This window comes from Cellulomonas wangsupingiae (genome assembly GCF_024508275.1).
In the GTDB taxonomy this organism is placed as follows: Bacteria; Actinomycetota; Actinomycetes; order Actinomycetales; family Cellulomonadaceae; genus Cellulomonas; species Cellulomonas wangsupingiae.
Map to the genome: position 1 here is coordinate 787207 of NZ_CP101989.1, position 17523 is coordinate 804729.

Sequence of the window (17523 nt, forward strand, 5' to 3'; positions counted from 1 at the left end):
CGAATGCTGAGATCCATCGCCCGACGCGTCGGGCAGACCGTCGTGGTGCTCCTCGGGGTCGCGACGCTGGTGTTCTTCGCCCTGCGTCTCATCCCCGGAGACCCCGCGCGGGTCATCGCACCCACCAGCTCGCCGGAGGTGCAGGCCGAGGTCAGGCGCTCCCTCGGCCTCGACCAGCCGCTCGGCGTGCAGTACCTGACCTACTTGCGGGACCTCGTCACCGGGGACTTCGGGACGTCGTACTTCTTCGACGGCAGCACGCTCGGCCTGATCGGCGACGCACTGCCGTACACGCTGTACCTCGTCGTGACGGCGCTCGTCCTGGGCATGCTCGTCTCGATGCCGCTCGGCGCGCTCGCCGCGCGGCACCGGCGGGCCGTCACCGACCGCGCGGTCCTCGGGTTCTCGATCGTCGCGCAGTCGACGCCGAACTTCCTCATCGCGCTCGTCGGGATCACGCTCGTGGCGTCGGCGCTCTCGCTGCCGACCGTCGGGTACGTGGGGCCGGTCTCGCTCGTCCTGCCGAGCATCGCGCTCGCGGTCTCGCTGGTCGGCCTGCTCACCCAGAGCATCCGCAACAACCTCGTCACGACGCTCGACGGGAGCCTCACCGAGGCCCTGCGCTCGCGGGGTGCGTCGGTGTGGCAGATCATCCTGCGCCACGGCGCGCGCCTGTCGGCCGTGTCCGTGACCAACCTGCTGGGCGTCCAGCTCGGCTTCCTGCTGGGCGGGGCCGTGGTGATCGAGTACATCTTCAACTACCCGGGCCTGGGGCTGCTCACGCTCAACGCCGTGCTGCGCCGGGACTACCCGCTGATCCAGGCGATCACGATCACCACCGCACTGGTCTTCGTGCTGCTCAACCTGGTCATCGACCTGTCGCACGGGTACCTCGACCCCCGGATGCGGCCGACGCGTCGCCGACCGGCACGTGCGCCGCGCGCGACGGCGACCGTCGCGACGGCAGGAGGGAGCGCAGCATGACCGCGGACGTGGGCACGAGGGCGCCGGCGACGTCGCCGGCCGGCACGACCGCACCCCGACGGCACCCCGTCGTCCGCTGGTGGCGGCGCCAGAGCGCGCTGCTGCTCACCGGGTACGGCGTCGTGCTCGCCACGGCGGCGCTCGCCTTCCTGGTGCCGCTGCTGGCACCCGAGGACGCGGGCCGCGTGGACCCGGGCCGGGCGTACCTGCCGCCGCTGAGCGACGGGCACCTGCTGGGGACCGACCAGATCGGGCGGGACCTGCTGCTGCGGGTGGCCGACGGCCTGCGCGCGTCGCTGCTCATCTCCGGCTCCGCGGTGGCGGCGGCGATCTGCATCGGCCTGCTGGTCGGGCTGGTGGCCGGCTACTACGGCGGGGCCGTGGAGACGGTCCTCATGCGGCTCACCGACGTCCAGATGGCGCTGCCGTTCATCGTGCTCGCCGTGATGATCCTGTCGATCGCGGAGCCGAGCTACGTCTCCCTGACGCTCGTCCTGTGCCTGGCGGTGTGGCCGGCGTACGCCCGGGCGGTGCGCAGCTCCACGCGGCTGGAGAAGGACGCGAACTACGTCCAGGGCATCAAGATCCTCGGTGGCGGGAACCTGCGGGTGCTGCGCAAGTACCTGCTGCCCGCAGCCCTGGCACCGCTGGCGGTCCTGGCGGTCCTCGACATGGCGGCGCTGATCCTGTTCGAGGCGACGCTCGGGTTCCTGGGCATCGGGTCGCCCCCCGACTCGCCGTCGCTCGGCTCGATCATGGCGGACGGCAAGCAGTTCATCACCTCCGCGTGGTGGATCTCCGTGATCCCCGGGCTGGTCACGTTCGCCGCCATCCTCGGCATCAACCTCGTCGGGGTGGCACTTCGGGAGAGGAAGGGGCAGTCATGACGGCTCAGCCCGCAGCGGGGACCGGAGCACTGCTCGACCGGCCGCGGGAGCGGGACCCGCTCCTGGCGGTCACGGGGCTGACGACGTCCTTCCCCGACGGCGACGGAGGGCGCGTCCAGGCGCTCGACGACGTCTCGTTCACCGTGCAGGCCGGACGCACCGTCGGCATCGTCGGCGAGTCCGGGTCCGGCAAGAGCGTGCTCCTGCGCTCGATCCTGGGCCTGATCGACCCGCCCGGCGTGGTCGAGCGCGGTGACGTGGTGTTCGAGGGGGTCTCGCTGACGCAGTCGTCGGAGGCGGCGCTGCGCCGCATCCGCGGGCGGGACATCTCGACGGTGTTCCAGAACCCGGCCGGTGCGCTCAACCCGGTGGTGAAGGTCGGCGACCAGTTCGTCGAGGCGGTGCGCCTGCACGAGCGGGTCTCCCGCCCGGCGGCGTACGAGCGGGCCCTGGCCCTGGTCACCGACGTCGGCTTCGACGACGCGGCCGCGCTCATGGCGACCCGTCCGTACGAGCTGTCGTCCGGCGTGGTCCAGCGCATCCTCATCGCGATGGCCCTGGTGCACGGCCCCAAGCTGATCCTGGCGGACGAGCCGACGACCAACCTGGACGTCACCGTCGAGGCGCAGATCCTGGACGCGATCGCCCGGATCCAGGTCGAGTACTCGACCACGGTCATCATCGTGAGCCACGACATGGGGGTCGTGAGCCAGGTCAGCGACGAGATCGTCGTCATGTACGCCGGGCGGATCGTGGAGCACGGCGAGACCGCGGACGTGCTCACGCGCCCCGCGCACCCGTACACGCGGGCCCTGATCGAGTCGGTCCCCACCGGGCGGATCACCGCCGGCACGCGGCTGCCGACGATCCCCGGCACGCCGCCGGACCTGTCCCGGCTCGGACCCGGCTGCGCGTTCGCGGAGCGGTGCGCGTACGCGACGGACCGGTGCGTGACGCAGACACCCCCGCTCGTCCCCGGCACGCACACGCTGCGCGCGTGCCACAACCCCTTGGAGGCGGTGGCCCCGTGACCACGGACAGCTTCGTCTGCGAGCGGCTCACGAAGTCGTTCGCGCACGGCCCGGACGCCGCCCCGGCGGTGGACGACGTCAGCTTCACGCTCGGCACCGGCCGGTCGTTCGGCATCGTCGGCGAGAGCGGCGCGGGCAAGAGCACGCTGCTCAAGTGCCTGGTCGGGCTGCTGCCCGCCGACGGCGGGCGCGTGACGTACGAGGGCCAGGACGTGGGCCGGATGTCCCGCCAGGAGATGCGGGCGTACCGCCGGCGGGTGCAGCTGGTGCTCCAGGACCCCTACACGTCGCTGCCCGTGAACGCGACGGTCGCGCAGGCGCTCGAGGAGCCCCTCGCCATCCACCGGCTGGGCAGCTCGCAGGACCGCCGCGCCCGCATCCTGCGCGCGCTGGAGTCGGTGTCGCTCGCGCAGCGGACCCTGGACCGCGGCATCCGCACGCTCAGCGGCGGGCAGCGCCAGCGCGTCGCGATCGCGCGGGCGCTCGTGCTCGACCCGCAGACGCTGCTCCTCGACGAGCCGGTCTCCGCCCTGGACGTGTCGGTCCGCGCCCAGGTGCTCAACGTGCTCATCGACCTGCAGGAGGAGCGGGGTCTGGGGTACGTGGTCGTCTCGCACGACCTCAACGTCATCAAGATCCTCGCCGACGAGGTCGCGGTCATGCTCAAGGGCCGGTTCGTCGAGCAGGGCAGCGCCACGCAGGTCCTGTACAGCCCACGGCACGAGTACTCCCAGCTCCTGGTCAGCGTCGCACCGTCGGTGGAGCGCAGCCTCGAGAACCGCGCGCAGCGGGAGCGGCCGGCCGTCGCCGGCACCGTCTGACGCACGCCCCGCGGCGCCGCAGCGGTGCCGGGCACCTACGAGAAAGGGACGTTCCCATGAAGTTCTCCCCGTCGTGCGACACGATGGTCGCACTCGGCTCCGTGACCGCCTCCGGCCACCCGGTCTTCGCGAAGAACTCGGACCGGGAGCCCAACGAGGCGCAGTACCTGGTCCAGCAGCCACGTGCGACCCACGAGGAGCCGATGGTGCAGTGCACGCACGTCGCGATCCCCCAGGTCGAGCGGACGCACGCCTTCATCGGGTCGCAGCCGTGGTGGATCTGGGGCCTCGAGCACGGCATCAACGAGCACGGTCTCGCGGTGGGGAACGAGGCCGCGTGGTCGCGTGACGAGGCGTCGGTCGAGCCCGGGCTCCTGGGGATGGACTACGTCCGCATCGCCCTCGAGCGCGCGACGACCGCGACGGAGGCGCTGCACCTGGTGACGGCCCTGCTCGAGGAGCACGGGCAGTCCGGGTCGTGCTCCTTCGAGGGGCAGACCGCGTACCAGAACAGCTTCATCTTCGCGGACCCCACCACGGCGTGGGTCCTGGAGACGTCGGCCCGGCACTGGGTCGCGCGGCAGGTCACGGACGTCGCGTCCATCTCGAACGTGTACTCGATCGGCACCGAGTACGACCTGATCTCGCGTGACGCCGTGCAGCACGCGGTCGACAACGGCTGGCACGACCCGTCGCAGCCGTTCAGCTGGACCCTGGCGTACACCGACACCGGGCTCGACCGGCTGCCCTCGTGCCGTGCGCGCCTGGGACGCTCGGGGAGCCTGCTGGCCGGCGACGGGACCCGCGCGGGCGTCGTGCCCGCGACGATGATGGGCTTCCTGCGCGACCACAGCGACGACTCCGGGAAGACGGGCAACGACTGGGCGCCGAGCGCGTCGAGCGAGGGCTCGCTGTGCATGCACGCCGCGACCGCGGAGGGGTTCGAGACGGCCGCGAGCACGGTCGCCGAGCTGCACGGGGACCCGGGGCGCGGCAACGCGACGATCTGGGCGTCCCTCGCCTCGCCGTGCATGTCGGTCTTCGTCCCGCTCTGGAACGACCTCGAGGTCCCGGCGGAGCTGCGCCGCCCCGAGAGCCTGGCCGGGCCGGACCTCTGGTGGCGGACCGAGACCACGCAGCGCAGGGTCGAGCGCTACTTCGACGTGCTGCACCCCGTCGTCGCCCGGCTGGTCGACGTCCAGCAGGCGGCCCTGCTGGCCGACGAGGCGGCGACGCCGGCGGACGGCCGTGCGGACCTGACCCGCCGGGCGCTCGCCGCGGCGCAGGCGCACGTCGAGCACGTGGCGGACCTCGTCGACCGCACGGGCTTCGAGGGCCGCGTGCCCCCGACCGACCGCAGGGCCACCTACCTGGACGACGTCGGCACCGGCGCGTCCCTTCCCGCGACCGCATGAGGACGGACCCCATGAGCCCGGAACGGATGGACGCGGTCGACCCGCCCGCGCTCGCGGTGCTCGTCGTGGACCGCATCCGCGACGCGATCATGGACGGCCGGCTGCCCCCGGGGTCGCAGCTCGTCCAGCGGGACCTCGCCCAGCAGCTCGGCGTGAGCCGCGAGCCGGTCAAGCACGCGCTGCGGGTGCTGGAGGGTGAGGGCCTGGTCGAGGCGCGCCCGCGGCGCACCTCCGTGGTCGCCGAGGTCAGCATGAAGGCGACCTGGGAGATCTACGAGGCGCGTTCCTGCCTCGAGCCGTTCATCGCCGCGAAGGTGGCCCGCTACCCGGACGCCGACCGGGAGCGGCTCGCCGCGCAGCTGACCGAGCTGTGCGAGCAGGCCGACCGGACGCACGACGGCGTCGAGCTGGCCGTGCTCGACCGCAGGTTCCACACCCTGCTCTACGAGGCCGCCGACAGCGAGCTCATGCTGAGGTTCCTGCGGGCCAACTGGCGCGACATCGAGCGGGTCATGCGCCGGACGTCGAGCACGTCGTGGGTGAGCGTGTCGTGGCGTGAGCACCGCGAGATCATCGAGGCGATCCGCCGCGGCGAGGTCGAGGAGGTCTCCGAGTGCTCCCGCGAGCACGTCGTGCGGGCCTTCGAGTGGATCGCCGAGTCGGCGCGGGCCGACGCGGCAGGGCCGGACGCGACGGGGCCGGACGCGACGGGACCGGTGACGTGATCCGGGTCCTCGTGGCTCCCGACAAGTTCAAGGGCTCGTTGTCCGCCCTCGGCGTGGCCGAGGCGGTGGCCGCCGGCGTGCGCGGCGTGCTGGGGGAGGTGCCGGCCGACGGCCGGCCGGGGTGCGAGGTCGTGTGCCTGCCGATGGCCGACGGCGGCGAGGGGACGGCCGCGTGCTTCGTGGCGGCCGGCTTCACGCCGCGGACCGTGACCGTCACCGGTCCGCTGGGCGCGCCCGTCGACGCGCCGTACCACCGCCGGGGGCGTGCGGCGTTCGTCGAGCTCGCCGACGCGGCAGGTCTGGCGCTGTGCGGCTCACGGCGCAGCCCGCTGGATGCCACGACGTCCGGCGTCGGCGAGCTCGTGCGGGCGGCGATCCACGACGGCGCCGACCACGTCTACGTCGGCGTCGGCGGGAGCGCGTCGACCGACGGCGGCATCGGCCTCCTCGCGGCGTTGGGCGGCCGGTTCCTCGACCGTGACGGCTACGACCTGCTCCCGGGCGGCGGGGGCCTGGACGATCTCGCCACGGTCGACCTCTCCGGCGTCCGACGGTCGACGGAGGGTGTCGCCTTCACGCTCGTCGCGGACGTCGACTCGGCTCTGCTCGGTCCCACCGGCGCCGCGCGGGTGTTCGCGGCGCAGAAGGGCGCCACCGCGCAGGACGTCGACCGGCTCGAACGCGGGCTCGCGCGCCTGGTGGAGGTGGCCACCGCGACCTACGGGCCGGCGTACCGCGAGGCAGCCGGCCGGCCCGGTGCCGGGGCGGCCGGCGGCGCGGGCTACGCCCTCCTGGCGGCCCTCGGCGCGGAGTACCGCAGCGGGATCGAGGTGGTCAAGGAGCTCGTGGGCTTCGACGAGTACGCCCGCAGCGCCGACGTCCTCGTCACCGGGGAGGGGCGCGTCGACGAGCAGACGCTGCGCGGCAAGGTCGTGGCGGGGGTGGCGCAGACCGCGCGCACGCTCGACAAGCGTCTGCTGGTCGTCTCGGGGCGGTGCGACCTGCCGGCCGACGCCCTGCAGGGGCTCGGCGTCGAGGGCGCCGTGTCGCTGCTGGAGCTCGAGCCCGACGTGCGCACGTGCATGACCGACGCACCCGCCCTGCTGGAGCGGGCCGGGGCGCTGCTGGCGCAGCGGCACCTGCGCAGCGCGTCGACGCAGGCGGGGGTGGGCGTCACCGGGTGACCCGGTGCGTGACCCGACGAAGGCGGTGGACCTGACGGTCCACCGCCTTCGTGCTGCCCGGCGCTGCCGGGTCGGCGCGGGGTCGCGACGCGAGCGGGCGGGACGAAACCCGATGTTTACCGAACGCGGGCGATCCGCGAAACACGGCGTCCCTAGCGTCCTGCGCCATGGGCACCGGCCTGTATACGCCGTGGGACACAGCGCGGTGGCACGCGGTGGGTCGCTGCCCGAGCCCGGCACCGACCGCCAGCTCGTCCTGATCGAAAGGCACTCCGTTGACCCCTCACCCCCTCCCTGCGCGGACGTCCCGGAAGCGCGCGCTCGCCGTCTCGGCCACCGCGCTCACGGCTGTGCTCGCCCTGTCGGCGTGCGGCGCCCGGACCGCGTCCGGTGACGCCGGCACCGCGTCGGCGTCCGCGGGCGCCTCGTGCGTCGACACGTCCGGCGACTCGGTCAAGATCGGGTTCCTCAACTCGCTGTCCGGCACCATGGCGATCTCCGAGCAGACGGTCCGCGACTCGCTCGACCTGGCCGCCTCGGAGATCAACGCCGCCGGCGGCGTGCTCGGCAAGCAGCTCGAGGTCGTCGCCGAGGACGGCGCGTCCGAGCCCACCGTCTTCGCGGAGAAGGCCGAGAAGCTCATCTCCTCCGACTGCGTCGCCGCGGTCTTCGGTGGCTGGACCTCCTCGTCCCGCAAGGCGATGCTGCCGGTCTTCGAGTCGAAGAACTCGCTGCTCTTCTACCCGGTGCAGTACGAGGGTCTCGAGGCGTCGAAGAACATCTTCTACACGGGTGCCACGACCAACCAGCAGATCATCCCCGGCATGGACTACCTCAAGGAGCAGGGCAAGAAGAAGGTCTTCCTCGTCGGGTCCGACTACGTCTTCCCGCGCACGGCGAACAAGATCATCAACGCCTACGCCGAGGCGAACGGCATCGAGATCGTCGGCGAGGAGTACGCGCCGCTCGGGCACACCGACTTCGCGACGATCGTCAACAAGCTGAAGTCGTCCGGCGCGGACGCGGTGTTCAACACCCTCAACGGCGACTCCAACGTCGCGTTCTTCAAGGAGTACAAGAACGTCGGCCTGACCGTGGACGCCACCCCCGTGGTCTCGGTGTCGATCGCCGAGGAGGAGGTCGGCGGCATCGGCGTCGACAACATCGTCGGCCAGCTCACCGCCTGGAACTACTACCAGACGGTCGAGTCCCCGGCGAACACCACGTTCGTCGCGGCGTTCAAGGCCGAGTACGGCGAGGACCGCCCCACGTCCGACCCGATGGAGGCCGCGTACACCTCGCTGTACCTGTGGAAGGGCATGGTCGAGAAGGCCGAGTCCTTCGACGTCGCGGACATCCAGGAGGCCGCCGACGGCGTCACGTTCGACGCCCCCGAGGGCACGGTCACGGTGAACGGCGACAACCACCACATCGCCAAGACGGCGTACATCGGCAAGATCGACGCCGACGGCCTCATCTACCCCGTGTGGGAGTCCGACGGCCCGATCGAGCCGGACCCGTTCCTCGAGGGCTACGACTGGGCCGAGGGCCTGTCCTGAGTCCTGTCCTGCACGTCAGGACGCATCCCTGACGCGGGTGGCCCGGTCCGGTCCCAGGTGAGGACCGGGCCACCCGCGGGGGACGTCGAACCACCCCACGGAAGGCGGCGCCGCATGGACGCCCTGTTCTCCCAGCTCTTCGCGGGCCTGAGCCTCGGCTCGGTGCTCCTGCTCGCGGCGCTCGGCCTGGCCCTGACGTTCGGTCAGATGGGCGTCATCAACATGGCGCACGGCGAGTTCATGATGGCCGGCGCGTACACGGCCTTCGTGCTGCAGACCTTCATCCCCGACGCGGGCGTCTCGCTGCTCGTCGCGCTGCCCGTCGGGTTCGTCGTCGGCGGTCTGCTGGGCCTGCTGCTGGAGGTCACGCTGATCTCCCGGATGTACCGGCGACCACTGGACACGTTGCTCGTGACGTTCGGCGTGGCGCTCGTGCTGCAGCAGCTCGCACGCGACGTGTTCGGCGCCCCCAACGTCGACGTGCGCGCACCGGCGTGGCTGTCCGGCGCCGTGCCGGTCCTCGGCATGAACCTGCCGAAGACCCGCCTGTTCATCCTCGCGCTGGCGATCGCCTGCGTCGTCGCGCTGTCGCTCGTGCTGAGGATGACGTCGCTGGGCCGGCGGATCCGCGCGACGGTGCAGAACCGCGACCTGGCCGAGACGTCCGGCGTCTCGACGCGCGCCACCGACCGGCTCACGTTCTTCGTCGGCTCCGGCGTCGCCGGGGTGGCGGGCGTCGCGCTGACCCTGCTCGGGTCCATCGGCCCGACGCTGGGCACCAACTACATCGTCGACGCGTTCCTCGTGGTCGTCGTCGGCGGCATCGGGCAGCTCAAGGGCGCCGTCATCGCGGCGTTCTCCCTGGGCATCCTGCAGGCCACGTTCGAGTACTCGACGACGGCCAGCCTGGCGAAGGTCCTGCTCTTCGTCGTCATCGTCGCGTTCCTGCAGGTCCGGCCGCAGGGCCTGGTCTCGGTGCGGACGAGGAGCCTGGCGTGAGCGCCCCCGAGGTCACGGCGGCGCCGGCCGGCGCCTGGTGGCGACGCCCCGCGGTGCGGGTGTGGGGAGGCGTGGCGGTCGCCGCGGTCGTGCTCTTCGGCCTGGCGCCCGCGCTGCTGTCGGACTTCCGCCTCAACCTTCTCGCCAAGTTCCTGTGCCTGGCGATGGTCGCGGTCGGCATCGGCCTGGCGTGGGGGCGCGGCGGCATGCTCGTGCTCGGCCAGGGCGTGTTCTTCGGCATCGGCGGCTACCTCATGGCGATGCACATGAAGCTGTCCGACGCCGGCCCGGGCGGGGTCCCCGACTTCATGCTGCTGTACGGCGACGGCGTGGTCCCCGGGTGGTGGGAGCCGCTGCGCAGCCCCGTCGTGACGGTGCTGGCCATCCTGGTGCTGCCCGCCGCGATCGCCGCGCTGCTGGGCCTGGCGGTGTTCCGCCGCCGGGTGCGCGGTGCGTACTTCGCCATCCTGTCGCAGGCCCTGGCCGCCGCGTTCGCGATCCTGCTGGTCGGCCAGCAGAAGGTCACCGGCGGCACCAACGGACTCAACGGGTTCCGGTCGTTCTTCGGGTTCGACCTGGCCGACCCGGTCAACAAGCGGATGCTCTACTTCATCGCCGCGGGCGTGCTCATCGCGATGGTCGTCGTGGTGCGGCTGCTCATGGTCTCGCGCTACGGCGAGCTGCTCGTCGCGGTGCGCGACCAGGAGAACCGCGTCCGGTTCCTCGGGTACGACCCGGCGAACGTCAAGGTCGTCGCGTACGCGGTCGCCGCGTGCTTCGCCGGCATCGGCGGGGCGCTGTTCGCGCCGGTCGTCGGCATCATCTCGCCCGCCGACGTGGGCGTGATCCCGTCCATCGGGTTCCTCGTGGGCGTCGCGATCGGCGGACGCGCGACCCTGCTCGGTCCCGTGCTCGGGGCGGTCGCCGTCTCGTGGGCGGAGACGGGCCTGTCCGAGCAGTTCCCGTCGTTCTGGACCTACTTCCAGGGTGCGCTGTTCATCCTCGTCGTCGCCTTCCTGCCGCAGGGGTTCGCGTCCCTCGGCGGGCTGTGGCGCCGGCGCCGGGGCGCGTCCGGCGACGCGAGAGACCAGCCCGCACCCGCCACGGGGACGCCCGACGAGGCACCCGCGCACGACGCCGGCACGGCCAGCACCGCAGGGAGGCACGCATGAGCGCCGACATCGGCCCGGACGCGACCGGCAGCCTGGACCCCGAGGCGCTGGAGGCCGTCCTCGCGGCGCCCGGTGCCCGGTTCCGGCACGACTACCTCGAGATCCGGGACCTGCGGGTCGTGTTCGACGGGTTCGTGGCCGTCGACGGCGTCGACCTGACGGTCACGCAGGGCGACCTGCGGTTCCTCATCGGTCCCAACGGCGCCGGCAAGACGACGATCGTCGACGCGATCACCGGCCTCGCGCCGGCCACAGGGTCCGTGCAGTTCGGCGGCGTCGAGCTGCTCGGCAGGCCGTCGCACAAGATCGTGCGGGCCGGGGTGGGGCGTACCTTCCAGACGGCGAGCGTCTTCGACGAGCTCACCGTGCTGCAGAACCTCGACATCGCCGCCGGTGCGCGCCGCGGGCCGCTGACGATGCTGCGCCGCCGACGCGGCGTGTCCCCCGAGGTGGAGGCCGCGCTGGAGACCGTAGGCCTGACGAAGGTCCGGGACCTGCCCGCGGGGATCCTCGCGCACGGGCAGAAGCAGTGGCTCGAGATCGGGATGCTGCTCGTCCAGGACGCGCGGCTGCTGCTGCTGGACGAGCCCGTCGCGGGCATGAGCCAGGCCGAGCGCGAGGAGACGGGCCTGCTGCTGCAGCGCATCGGCGAGCAGCGCACGGTCGTCGTCGTCGAGCACGACATGGAGTTCCTGCGGGCGTTCGCGGCGTCCGTCACGGTGCTCCACCAGGGCAGGGTCCTGTCCGAGGGCACGGTGGCGCAGGTGCAGGCCGACCCGCGCGTCGTCGAGGTGTACCTGGGGTCCGGTGCGCACGGCAGGGGCCGCGGCACGCCCGCCCCCGACGCCGCGTCGGCCACGAGCACGGGGGTGGAGTGATGCTGCAGCTGCGCGGGGTGCACGTGGGGTACGGCCGCACGGCCGTCGTCCACGGCGTCGACGTCGAGGTGCCCGACGGTGCCGTCGTCGCGGTCATGGGGCACAACGGCGCCGGCAAGACGACGCTGCTGCGGGCCGCTGTCGGGCTGCTGCCCGTGCGGTCGGGCGCCGTCCTGCTGGGCGGCGAGGACGTGACGCGGTGGCGACCGCACCAGCGCGTGAGGGCGGGTCTCGCGTACGTGCCGCAGGGGCAGCAGTCGTTCGGTCAGCTCACCGCGCGCGAGAACCTGCAGCTCGTGGCCGACGTCGCCGGGCCGGCGGGGGCCCGGCGGCTCGACGAGGCGCTCGACCTGTTCCCGGCGCTGCGCGGGCTGCTCGGGCGGCGAGCGGGGCTGCTGTCCGGCGGGCAGCGCCAGCAGCTCGCGATCGCGCGCGCACTCATCACGGGGCCGCGGCTGATCGTGCTCGACGAGCCGACCGAGGGCATCCAGCCGTCGGTGGTCGCGGAGATCGAGGACGCGGTCGTGCAGCTCGCGGGCGCGGGCGGGCTGTCGGTGCTGCTCGTCGAGCAGCACGTGGGCTTCGCGCTCGCGGCGTCGTCGCACTACTACGTCCTGGAGTCGGGGCGCGTCACGGCGCAGGGGGCCGGCGGGGTCGCCCAGGAGGGTGACGTGCGTGCCGCGATGGCACTGTGAGGTCGTCGTGCGGATGAACCCCGGGGCGGCGAACGGCCCGGGGACGCGGGAGGCGGAGGGCTAGCGTGGGGGGCATGCCGATCGGGCCGCACGGCCTCGCGGCCGCGGGGCCCACGGGCACTGCGGCCGGTGGGTCGCTGCGCGAGCAGGTGTACCAGCAGCTGCGCGACGAGATCCTCAACGGCCGCGTCTCACCGCGCGAGCGGCTCACCGAGCCCAAGCTGTCCCGGGCGTTCGACGTGTCCCGCACCCCCGTGCGGGAGGCGCTGTCCCGGCTGCTGTCCGACGGGCTCGTCGAGCGCACCGACTTCGGCTACGCCGTCGTCGTGCCGTCCCTCGCGTCGCTGCGCGACCTGTACGAGCTGCGCATCACCCTCGAGCTGCGCGGCGTCGCCCGGGCCATCGAGAACCCGCAGGTCCAGCACGACCGCGCGCTGCTCGGTGCCGAGCTCGCGCGCTGGCAGGAGCTGCGCGACGACGTCCCGGAGCCCGACCCGAGCTTCGTGGTCCTCGACGAGGGCTTCCACCGCGCGCTGTCCCAGGCGTCGGGGAACGCGCAGCTCACCGACGCCCTGGTCGCCGTCAACCAGAAGATCCGCGCGGTGCGCATGCACGACTTCGTCGAGGACGAGCGCATCACCGCGACCATCGCGGAGCACATCGAGATCCTCGAGCTCGTGCTCGCCGAGCGCCTGGGCGAGGCGCTGACGGCGCTGCACCAGCACGTGGGGGAGTCGCTCGAGGTGGTCATGCAGCGGGCGTCGCACGCGATGGCGCGCATGGCGGTCAACGGCTGACCGCCGGGCCGCTCAGGCCGCCAGCAGCGCCGCGCAGTCGTCCTCCCAGATGCGGACGTCGGTGTCGCGCACGGCGTCGGCCGCGTCCGGGAACGCCTCGGGCCACAGGGTCTCCAGGTCGAAGCGGCCGTCCGGGTCGCGGTGGAAGCCGTACCGCACGAGGTCGAAGCCCTCGAGGTTCTCGCAGATCGCGATGGCACCCGCACGGACGGCGGCCGCGTCGAGCGCCGTCTCGGCGGGCCACACGACCGTGACCGTCAGCTGCAGGGCGAACCCGTCGAGGTGGTGCGTCGAGTGCGTGTCGACGGCGTCCGGCAGGGCCGCGAGCACGGCCTCCTTCACCGCCCGGGTGACGGGGACGTCGTCCTCGTTGCGCGGGGTGCCCGACGTCTGCTCGCGCATGGCGTTGCACCCGCCCAGGGTGACCGTGAGCGCGAGGGCCGCGGCGAGGGCGGTCAGGGGACGTCGTGCCATGGGGTGCGGGTCCTCCGGGTGGGGCGACGGGACGGCCAACATAGACGGGGCCGGGCGGGGACGGGCCGTCGACGCCCCCGCCGCCACGGGTGAAACAGCGCTTCCCGCCGCGGGGGCGCGGGCCACGGACGACCGGGCCGACCCGTCGTAACCCACCGTTTACGACGCGCGCCGCCCCGGGTAACAGGGGGTTCCTACGGTCCGGATACCGCCGTGTATACCCACGGCGCCTGCGGCGCCGACCCGAGGGACCCCGTGTTCGACACCCTGCTCGTGGCCGACCGCGGCGAGATCGCCGTGCGCGTCCTGCGCACGGCGTCGGCGCTCGGCCTGCGGACGGTCGCCGTGCACTCCGACGCCGACGCCGCGGCACCCCATGTGCGGATCGCCGACCAGGCCGTGCGGATCGGTCCCGCGCCCGCCGTCGAGTCCTACCTGCGTGCCGACGCGGTCCTCGCAGCCGCGCGGGCGACGGGCGCGGGCGCCGTGCACCCCGGGTACGGGTTCCTGGCCGAGGACGCGGGCTTCGCCGCCTCGGTGGAGGCGGCCGGGCTGGTGTTCGTCGGCCCGACCCCCGCCCAGCTCGCGGTGTTCGGTGACAAGCACCGCGCGCGGGCCGCGGCGCGCGTGGCCGGCGTCCCGCTGCTCCCCGGCAGCGGGCTGCTGGCCGACCTCGACGACGCGCTCGCCGCCGCGGAGCGCATCGGCTACCCGGTGATGCTCAAGGCCGTCGGCGGGGGTGGCGGCACGGGGATGCGGGTGTGCGACGACCCCGCCGGGCTGCGCACCGCGTACGCGCGTGTGGCGGCACTCCCGACGGCCCGCCACGGCGTCTACCTCGAGCGCCTGGTCCGCCGCGCGCGGCACGTCGAGGTGCAGGTGTTCGGCGACGGCACCGGGCGGGTGCTGAGCCTGGGGGACCGGGACTGCTCGCTGCAGCGCCGCCACCAGAAGGTGGTCGAGGAGGCTCCGGCACCGGCGCTGCCGGCCGGCCTGCGCGAGCAGCTCGCCGCGTCCGCGCGCGCCCTGACGGCGGCGGCCGGGTACCGGTCGGCCGGCACCGTGGAGTACGTCGTCGACGTCGAGCGCGGCGAGCACGCGTTCCTCGAGGTCAACGCGCGGCTGCAGGTCGAGCACACGGTCACCGAGGAGGTCACGGGCGTCGACCTCGTCGCGTGGATGCTGCGCCTGGCGCGGGGCGACGCGGACCTGGCGGCCGAGCTCGCCGCGCTGCCGGACACCGGCCCGCCGGTGCGCGGGCACGCCGTCGAGGCCCGCGTCCACGCCGAGGACCCCCGCCGCGGCCACCGTCCCGACGCCGGCCTGCTGACGTCGGTCACGTTCCCCCCGGGCGTGCGCGTCGACACGTGGGCCGAGGCGGGCCAGGAGGTGTCCACCCACTACGACCCGCTGCTCGCCAAGGTCGTCGTCCACGCCGAGGACCGGGCCGGGGCGCTCGACGCCGCCGCCGCCGCGCTCGCGGGCACGGCGGTGCACGGCGTCGCCACCAACCTGCCGCTGCTGCGTGCGGCGGTCGCCGACGCCGACGTGCGCGCGGCCCGGCACACGACCACGACGCTGGCCGGCGTCGTCGACGACGAGCCGTGGGTCGAGGTGCTGCGCCCGGGGGTCATGACGACCGTGCAGGACTGGCCGGGGCGGCTCGGGTACTGGCACGTCGGCATCTGCCCGTCGGGACCGATGGACGACCTGTCGTTCCGGCTCGGCAACACCGCGCTCGGCAACCCGCAGGGCGCCGCCGGGCTGGAGTGCACGCTCCTCGGCCCGCGGCTGCGGTTCAGCCACGCGGCCGTCGTCTGCGTGACGGGCGCCCGAGCCCCGGTGACCGTCGACGGCACGCCCGTGCCGCAGTGGGAGCCGGTCGACGTCCCCGCGGGTGCCGTGCTCGACGTCGGGGCGCCGCCCGGGCCGGGCCTGCGGACGTACGTGCTGGTGCGCGGCGGCCTCGACGTGCCGCGGTACCTCGGCTCGGCGGCGACGTTCACGCTCGGCGGGCTGGGCGGCTACACGGGGCGCGCGCTCGCGGTCGGCGACGTCCTGGTGCCCGCGACCGTCCCGGACGACGCCGGACCCGTGGCTGCGGTGCCCGCCGAGGCGCGGCCCCGGCTCACGCACGCCTGGGAGCTCGCCGTCCAGGAGGGGCCGCAGGCCGCGCCGACGTACCTCACGCGCGAGGACCTGCGGACGCTGTACGACGCCACCTGGCACGTCCAGGCGCACGTCGGTCGCACCGGCATCCGGCTGGCCGGGCCGCGTCCGCGCTGGGCGCGCGCGGACGGCGGCGAGGCGGGCCTGCACCCCTCGAACGTGCACGACACCCCGTACGGCGTGGGGGCGCTCAACCTGTCCGGCGACACCCCGATCCTGCTCGGCCCGGACGGGCCGTCGCTCGGCGGGTTCGCGTGCCCGCTGGCGGTGGTCGCCGGGCACCGCTGGCGGCTCGGGCAGATCCGGCCCGGTGACACCGTGCGGCTGGTGCCGGTGGCCGCGGCGACGGCCGACGCGCTGCGCGCCTCACCGGCCCGGCGCGCCGCCGCCCGCCTGCCCGCCGACCTGCGCACCGGGCCCGACGGCGACGACGGCGTGCTCGCGCGCGTCCCGGCGGACCGTGACGACCCGGCGGGACGCCCCGCGGCGGTCTACCTGCGCGGCGCCGACGACCACGTCCTCGTGGAGTACGGGCCACCCGTCCTCGACCTCGCGGTGCGCCTGCGGGTGCACGCCCTCGCCGAGGCGCTGCGCGCGCGGGCGGTGCCCGGCGTCGTCGACGTCACGCCCGGTGTCCGGAGCCTGCACGTGCGCGTCGAGCCCGACGTGCTGCCCGCGCCCGACCTCGTGGACGTCCTGGTCGGGCTCGACGCGGGCCTGCCCCCGGCCGACGACCTCGTGGTCCCGTCCCGGCGGGTGCACCTGCCGCTGTCGTTCGACGACCCGGTCGTCGCCGAGGCCGTCGAGCGGTACGCGGCCGGCGTGCGGGCGGGGGCGCCCTGGTTGCCGTCGAACGTCGAGCTCGTGCGACGCATGAACGGCCTCGCGGGGGTCGAGGACGTGCTGGCCACGATGACGGCGGCGGAGTACCTCGTGATCGGGCTGGGCGACGTGTACCTGGGCGCCCCGCTGGCGGTGCCGCTCGACCCGCGGCACCGGCTCATGACGACCAAGTACAACCCGGCCCGCACCTGGACGGCCGCGGGGTCCGTCGGGCTGGGCGGCCAGTACCTGTGCGTGTACGCGCTGGACTCCCCGGGTGGCTACCAGCTCGTCGGACGCACGCTGCCCGTGTGGTCGGGCCACCGCCAGCACCCGCCGTTCGAGCCGGGCGTGCCCTGGCTGCTGCGCTTCTTCGACCGCATCGTGTGGCACCCGGTCGGCGCGGACGAGCTGGAGGAGCAGCGGGCGGCGTGCGCCGCGGGCCGGCTCGACGTGCTGGTCGAGGAGGGCACGTTCTCGGCCCGTGAGCACCGTGACCTGCTCGCGGCGCAGGCCGACGACATCGCACGCTCCCGGGACCGGCAGGCGGCGGCGCTCGCCCGCGAGCGCCGCGCGTGGGCCCTGGCCGGCGAGCTGGACGCGCCGCGCCCGGCGCCCGGTGCCGAGCCGGTGACGCCGGGTGCCGCGGACGGGCCGCCGCCGGACGAGCTGCCCGCCGGGCACGTCCTGGTGGCGGCGCCGATGGTGGGCTGCGTCTGGCGCGTCGCCGCGACGCCCGGCGCACGGGTGCGCGCGGGCGACCTCCTCGTCGCGCTCGAGGCCATGAAGCTCGAGCTGCCCGTCGCCGCGCCGTCCGACGCCCGCGTGGTGCGGGTGCTCGTGGAGCCCGGCCAGCAGGTCACCGCCGGCGCGCCGCTCGCGGTGCTGGCGGTCGGCGCGTGACCGGTCCG

The 17523-nt window shown here is 74.1% G+C and carries 15 protein-coding genes; 14 read left to right on the forward strand and 1 reads right to left on the reverse strand.

From position 1 onward, the window contains the following. The first annotated feature begins 3 nt into the window (after positions 1 to 3). The 13 genes from NP075_RS03805 to NP075_RS03865 all read left to right on the forward strand — a co-directional run bounded on the left by NP075_RS03805 (position 4) and on the right by NP075_RS03865 (position 13147). A complete protein-coding gene (locus NP075_RS03805) occupies positions 4 to 984 on the forward strand; it encodes an ABC transporter permease (protein ID WP_227563938.1) in 981 nt (326 codons plus the stop codon). Then, entirely contained in the window at positions 981 to 1871 is an 891-nt protein-coding gene (locus tag NP075_RS03810; RefSeq protein ID WP_227563939.1) for an ABC transporter permease, read from the forward strand. Before NP075_RS03805 ends, NP075_RS03810 begins: the two co-directional genes overlap by 4 nt. Next, entirely contained in the window at positions 1868 to 2902 is a 1035-nt protein-coding gene (locus NP075_RS03815; protein WP_227563940.1) for an ABC transporter ATP-binding protein, read from the forward strand. The genes NP075_RS03810 and NP075_RS03815 overlap by 4 nt, the downstream gene beginning before the upstream one ends. After that, positions 2899 to 3723 carry an ABC transporter ATP-binding protein gene (locus tag NP075_RS03820; RefSeq protein ID WP_227563941.1) on the forward strand — a complete coding sequence of 275 codons (825 nt, stop codon included), beginning with the start codon at positions 2899 to 2901 and terminating at the stop codon, positions 3721 to 3723. The genes NP075_RS03815 and NP075_RS03820 overlap by 4 nt, the downstream gene beginning before the upstream one ends. A gap of 56 nt (positions 3724 to 3779) precedes the next feature. Next, on the forward strand, positions 3780 to 5138 hold the full coding sequence (locus tag NP075_RS03825) for a C69 family dipeptidase (RefSeq protein ID WP_227563942.1): 1359 nt from the start codon (positions 3780 to 3782) through the stop codon (positions 5136 to 5138). An 11-nt stretch (positions 5139 to 5149) separates the two neighbouring features. Then, complete coding sequence (locus NP075_RS03830) at positions 5150 to 5863, forward strand: GntR family transcriptional regulator (RefSeq protein WP_227563944.1); 714 nt, start codon at positions 5150 to 5152, stop codon at positions 5861 to 5863. Continuing rightward, on the forward strand, positions 5860 to 7047 hold the full coding sequence (locus tag NP075_RS03835; protein WP_227563946.1) for a glycerate kinase: 1188 nt from the start codon (positions 5860 to 5862) through the stop codon (positions 7045 to 7047). The genes NP075_RS03830 and NP075_RS03835 overlap by 4 nt, the downstream gene beginning before the upstream one ends. Positions 7048 to 7397: 350 nt before the next feature. After that, on the forward strand, positions 7398 to 8606 hold the full coding sequence (gene urtA, locus NP075_RS03840; protein ID WP_227563947.1) for an urea ABC transporter substrate-binding protein: 1209 nt from the start codon (positions 7398 to 7400) through the stop codon (positions 8604 to 8606). A 114-nt stretch (positions 8607 to 8720) separates the two neighbouring features. Further along, positions 8721 to 9605: an urea ABC transporter permease subunit UrtB gene (urtB, locus tag NP075_RS03845; protein ID WP_227563948.1), complete on the forward strand. Its 885-nt coding sequence runs from the start codon at positions 8721 to 8723 to the stop codon at positions 9603 to 9605. Next, entirely contained in the window at positions 9602 to 10777 is a 1176-nt protein-coding gene (gene urtC, locus NP075_RS03850) for an urea ABC transporter permease subunit UrtC (protein ID WP_227563949.1), read from the forward strand. The genes urtB and urtC overlap by 4 nt, the downstream gene beginning before the upstream one ends. Continuing rightward, positions 10774 to 11655, forward strand: a complete 882-nt coding sequence (urtD, locus tag NP075_RS03855; RefSeq protein WP_227563951.1) for an urea ABC transporter ATP-binding protein UrtD — start codon at positions 10774 to 10776, stop codon at positions 11653 to 11655. The genes urtC and urtD overlap by 4 nt, the downstream gene beginning before the upstream one ends. Then, on the forward strand, positions 11655 to 12350 hold the full coding sequence (gene urtE / locus NP075_RS03860; RefSeq protein WP_227563953.1) for an urea ABC transporter ATP-binding subunit UrtE: 696 nt from the start codon (positions 11655 to 11657) through the stop codon (positions 12348 to 12350). Before urtD ends, urtE begins: the two co-directional genes overlap by 1 nt. A 74-nt stretch (positions 12351 to 12424) precedes the next feature. Continuing rightward, a complete protein-coding gene (locus NP075_RS03865) occupies positions 12425 to 13147 on the forward strand; it encodes a GntR family transcriptional regulator (protein ID WP_227563955.1) in 723 nt (240 codons plus the stop codon). Positions 13148 to 13159: 12 nt separating this feature from the next. On the opposite strand, the gene NP075_RS03870 is transcribed toward NP075_RS03865, so the two are convergent. Then, the gene (locus tag NP075_RS03870) at positions 13160 to 13621 is read right to left on the reverse strand and encodes a hypothetical protein (protein ID WP_227563956.1); all 462 of its coding nucleotides are present in this window, start codon (positions 13619 to 13621) and stop codon (positions 13160 to 13162) included. Between the two features lie 255 nt (positions 13622 to 13876). Here NP075_RS03870 and uca point away from each other — a divergent pair, with 255 nt between their 5' ends. Next, complete coding sequence (gene uca, locus NP075_RS03875) at positions 13877 to 17515, forward strand: urea carboxylase (RefSeq protein ID WP_227563957.1); 3639 nt, start codon at positions 13877 to 13879, stop codon at positions 17513 to 17515. Positions 17516 to 17523: the final 8 nt, after the last annotated feature.

Bases quoted from the DNA above. Each gene is read 5' to 3' on its own strand.
- NP075_RS03805 (WP_227563938.1), top strand. From the start codon at position 4: ATGCTGAGATCCATCGCCCGACGCGTCGGGCAGACCGTCGTGGTGCTC.
- NP075_RS03810 (WP_227563939.1), top strand. From the start codon at position 981: ATGACCGCGGACGTGGGCACGAGGGCGCCGGCGACGTCGCCGGCCGGC.
- NP075_RS03815 (WP_227563940.1), top strand. From the start codon at position 1,868: ATGACGGCTCAGCCCGCAGCGGGGACCGGAGCACTGCTCGACCGGCCG.
- NP075_RS03825 (WP_227563942.1), top strand. From the start codon at position 3,780: ATGAAGTTCTCCCCGTCGTGCGACACGATGGTCGCACTCGGCTCCGTG.
- NP075_RS03830 (WP_227563944.1), top strand. From the start codon at position 5,150: ATGAGCCCGGAACGGATGGACGCGGTCGACCCGCCCGCGCTCGCGGTG.
- urtB (WP_227563948.1), top strand. From the start codon at position 8,721: ATGGACGCCCTGTTCTCCCAGCTCTTCGCGGGCCTGAGCCTCGGCTCG.
- urtD (WP_227563951.1), top strand. From the start codon at position 10,774: ATGAGCGCCGACATCGGCCCGGACGCGACCGGCAGCCTGGACCCCGAG.
- urtE (WP_227563953.1), top strand. From the start codon at position 11,655: ATGCTGCAGCTGCGCGGGGTGCACGTGGGGTACGGCCGCACGGCCGTC.
- NP075_RS03865 (WP_227563955.1), top strand. From the start codon at position 12,425: ATGCCGATCGGGCCGCACGGCCTCGCGGCCGCGGGGCCCACGGGCACT.
- NP075_RS03870 (WP_227563956.1), bottom strand. From the start codon at position 13,621: ATGGCACGACGTCCCCTGACCGCCCTCGCCGCGGCCCTCGCGCTCACG.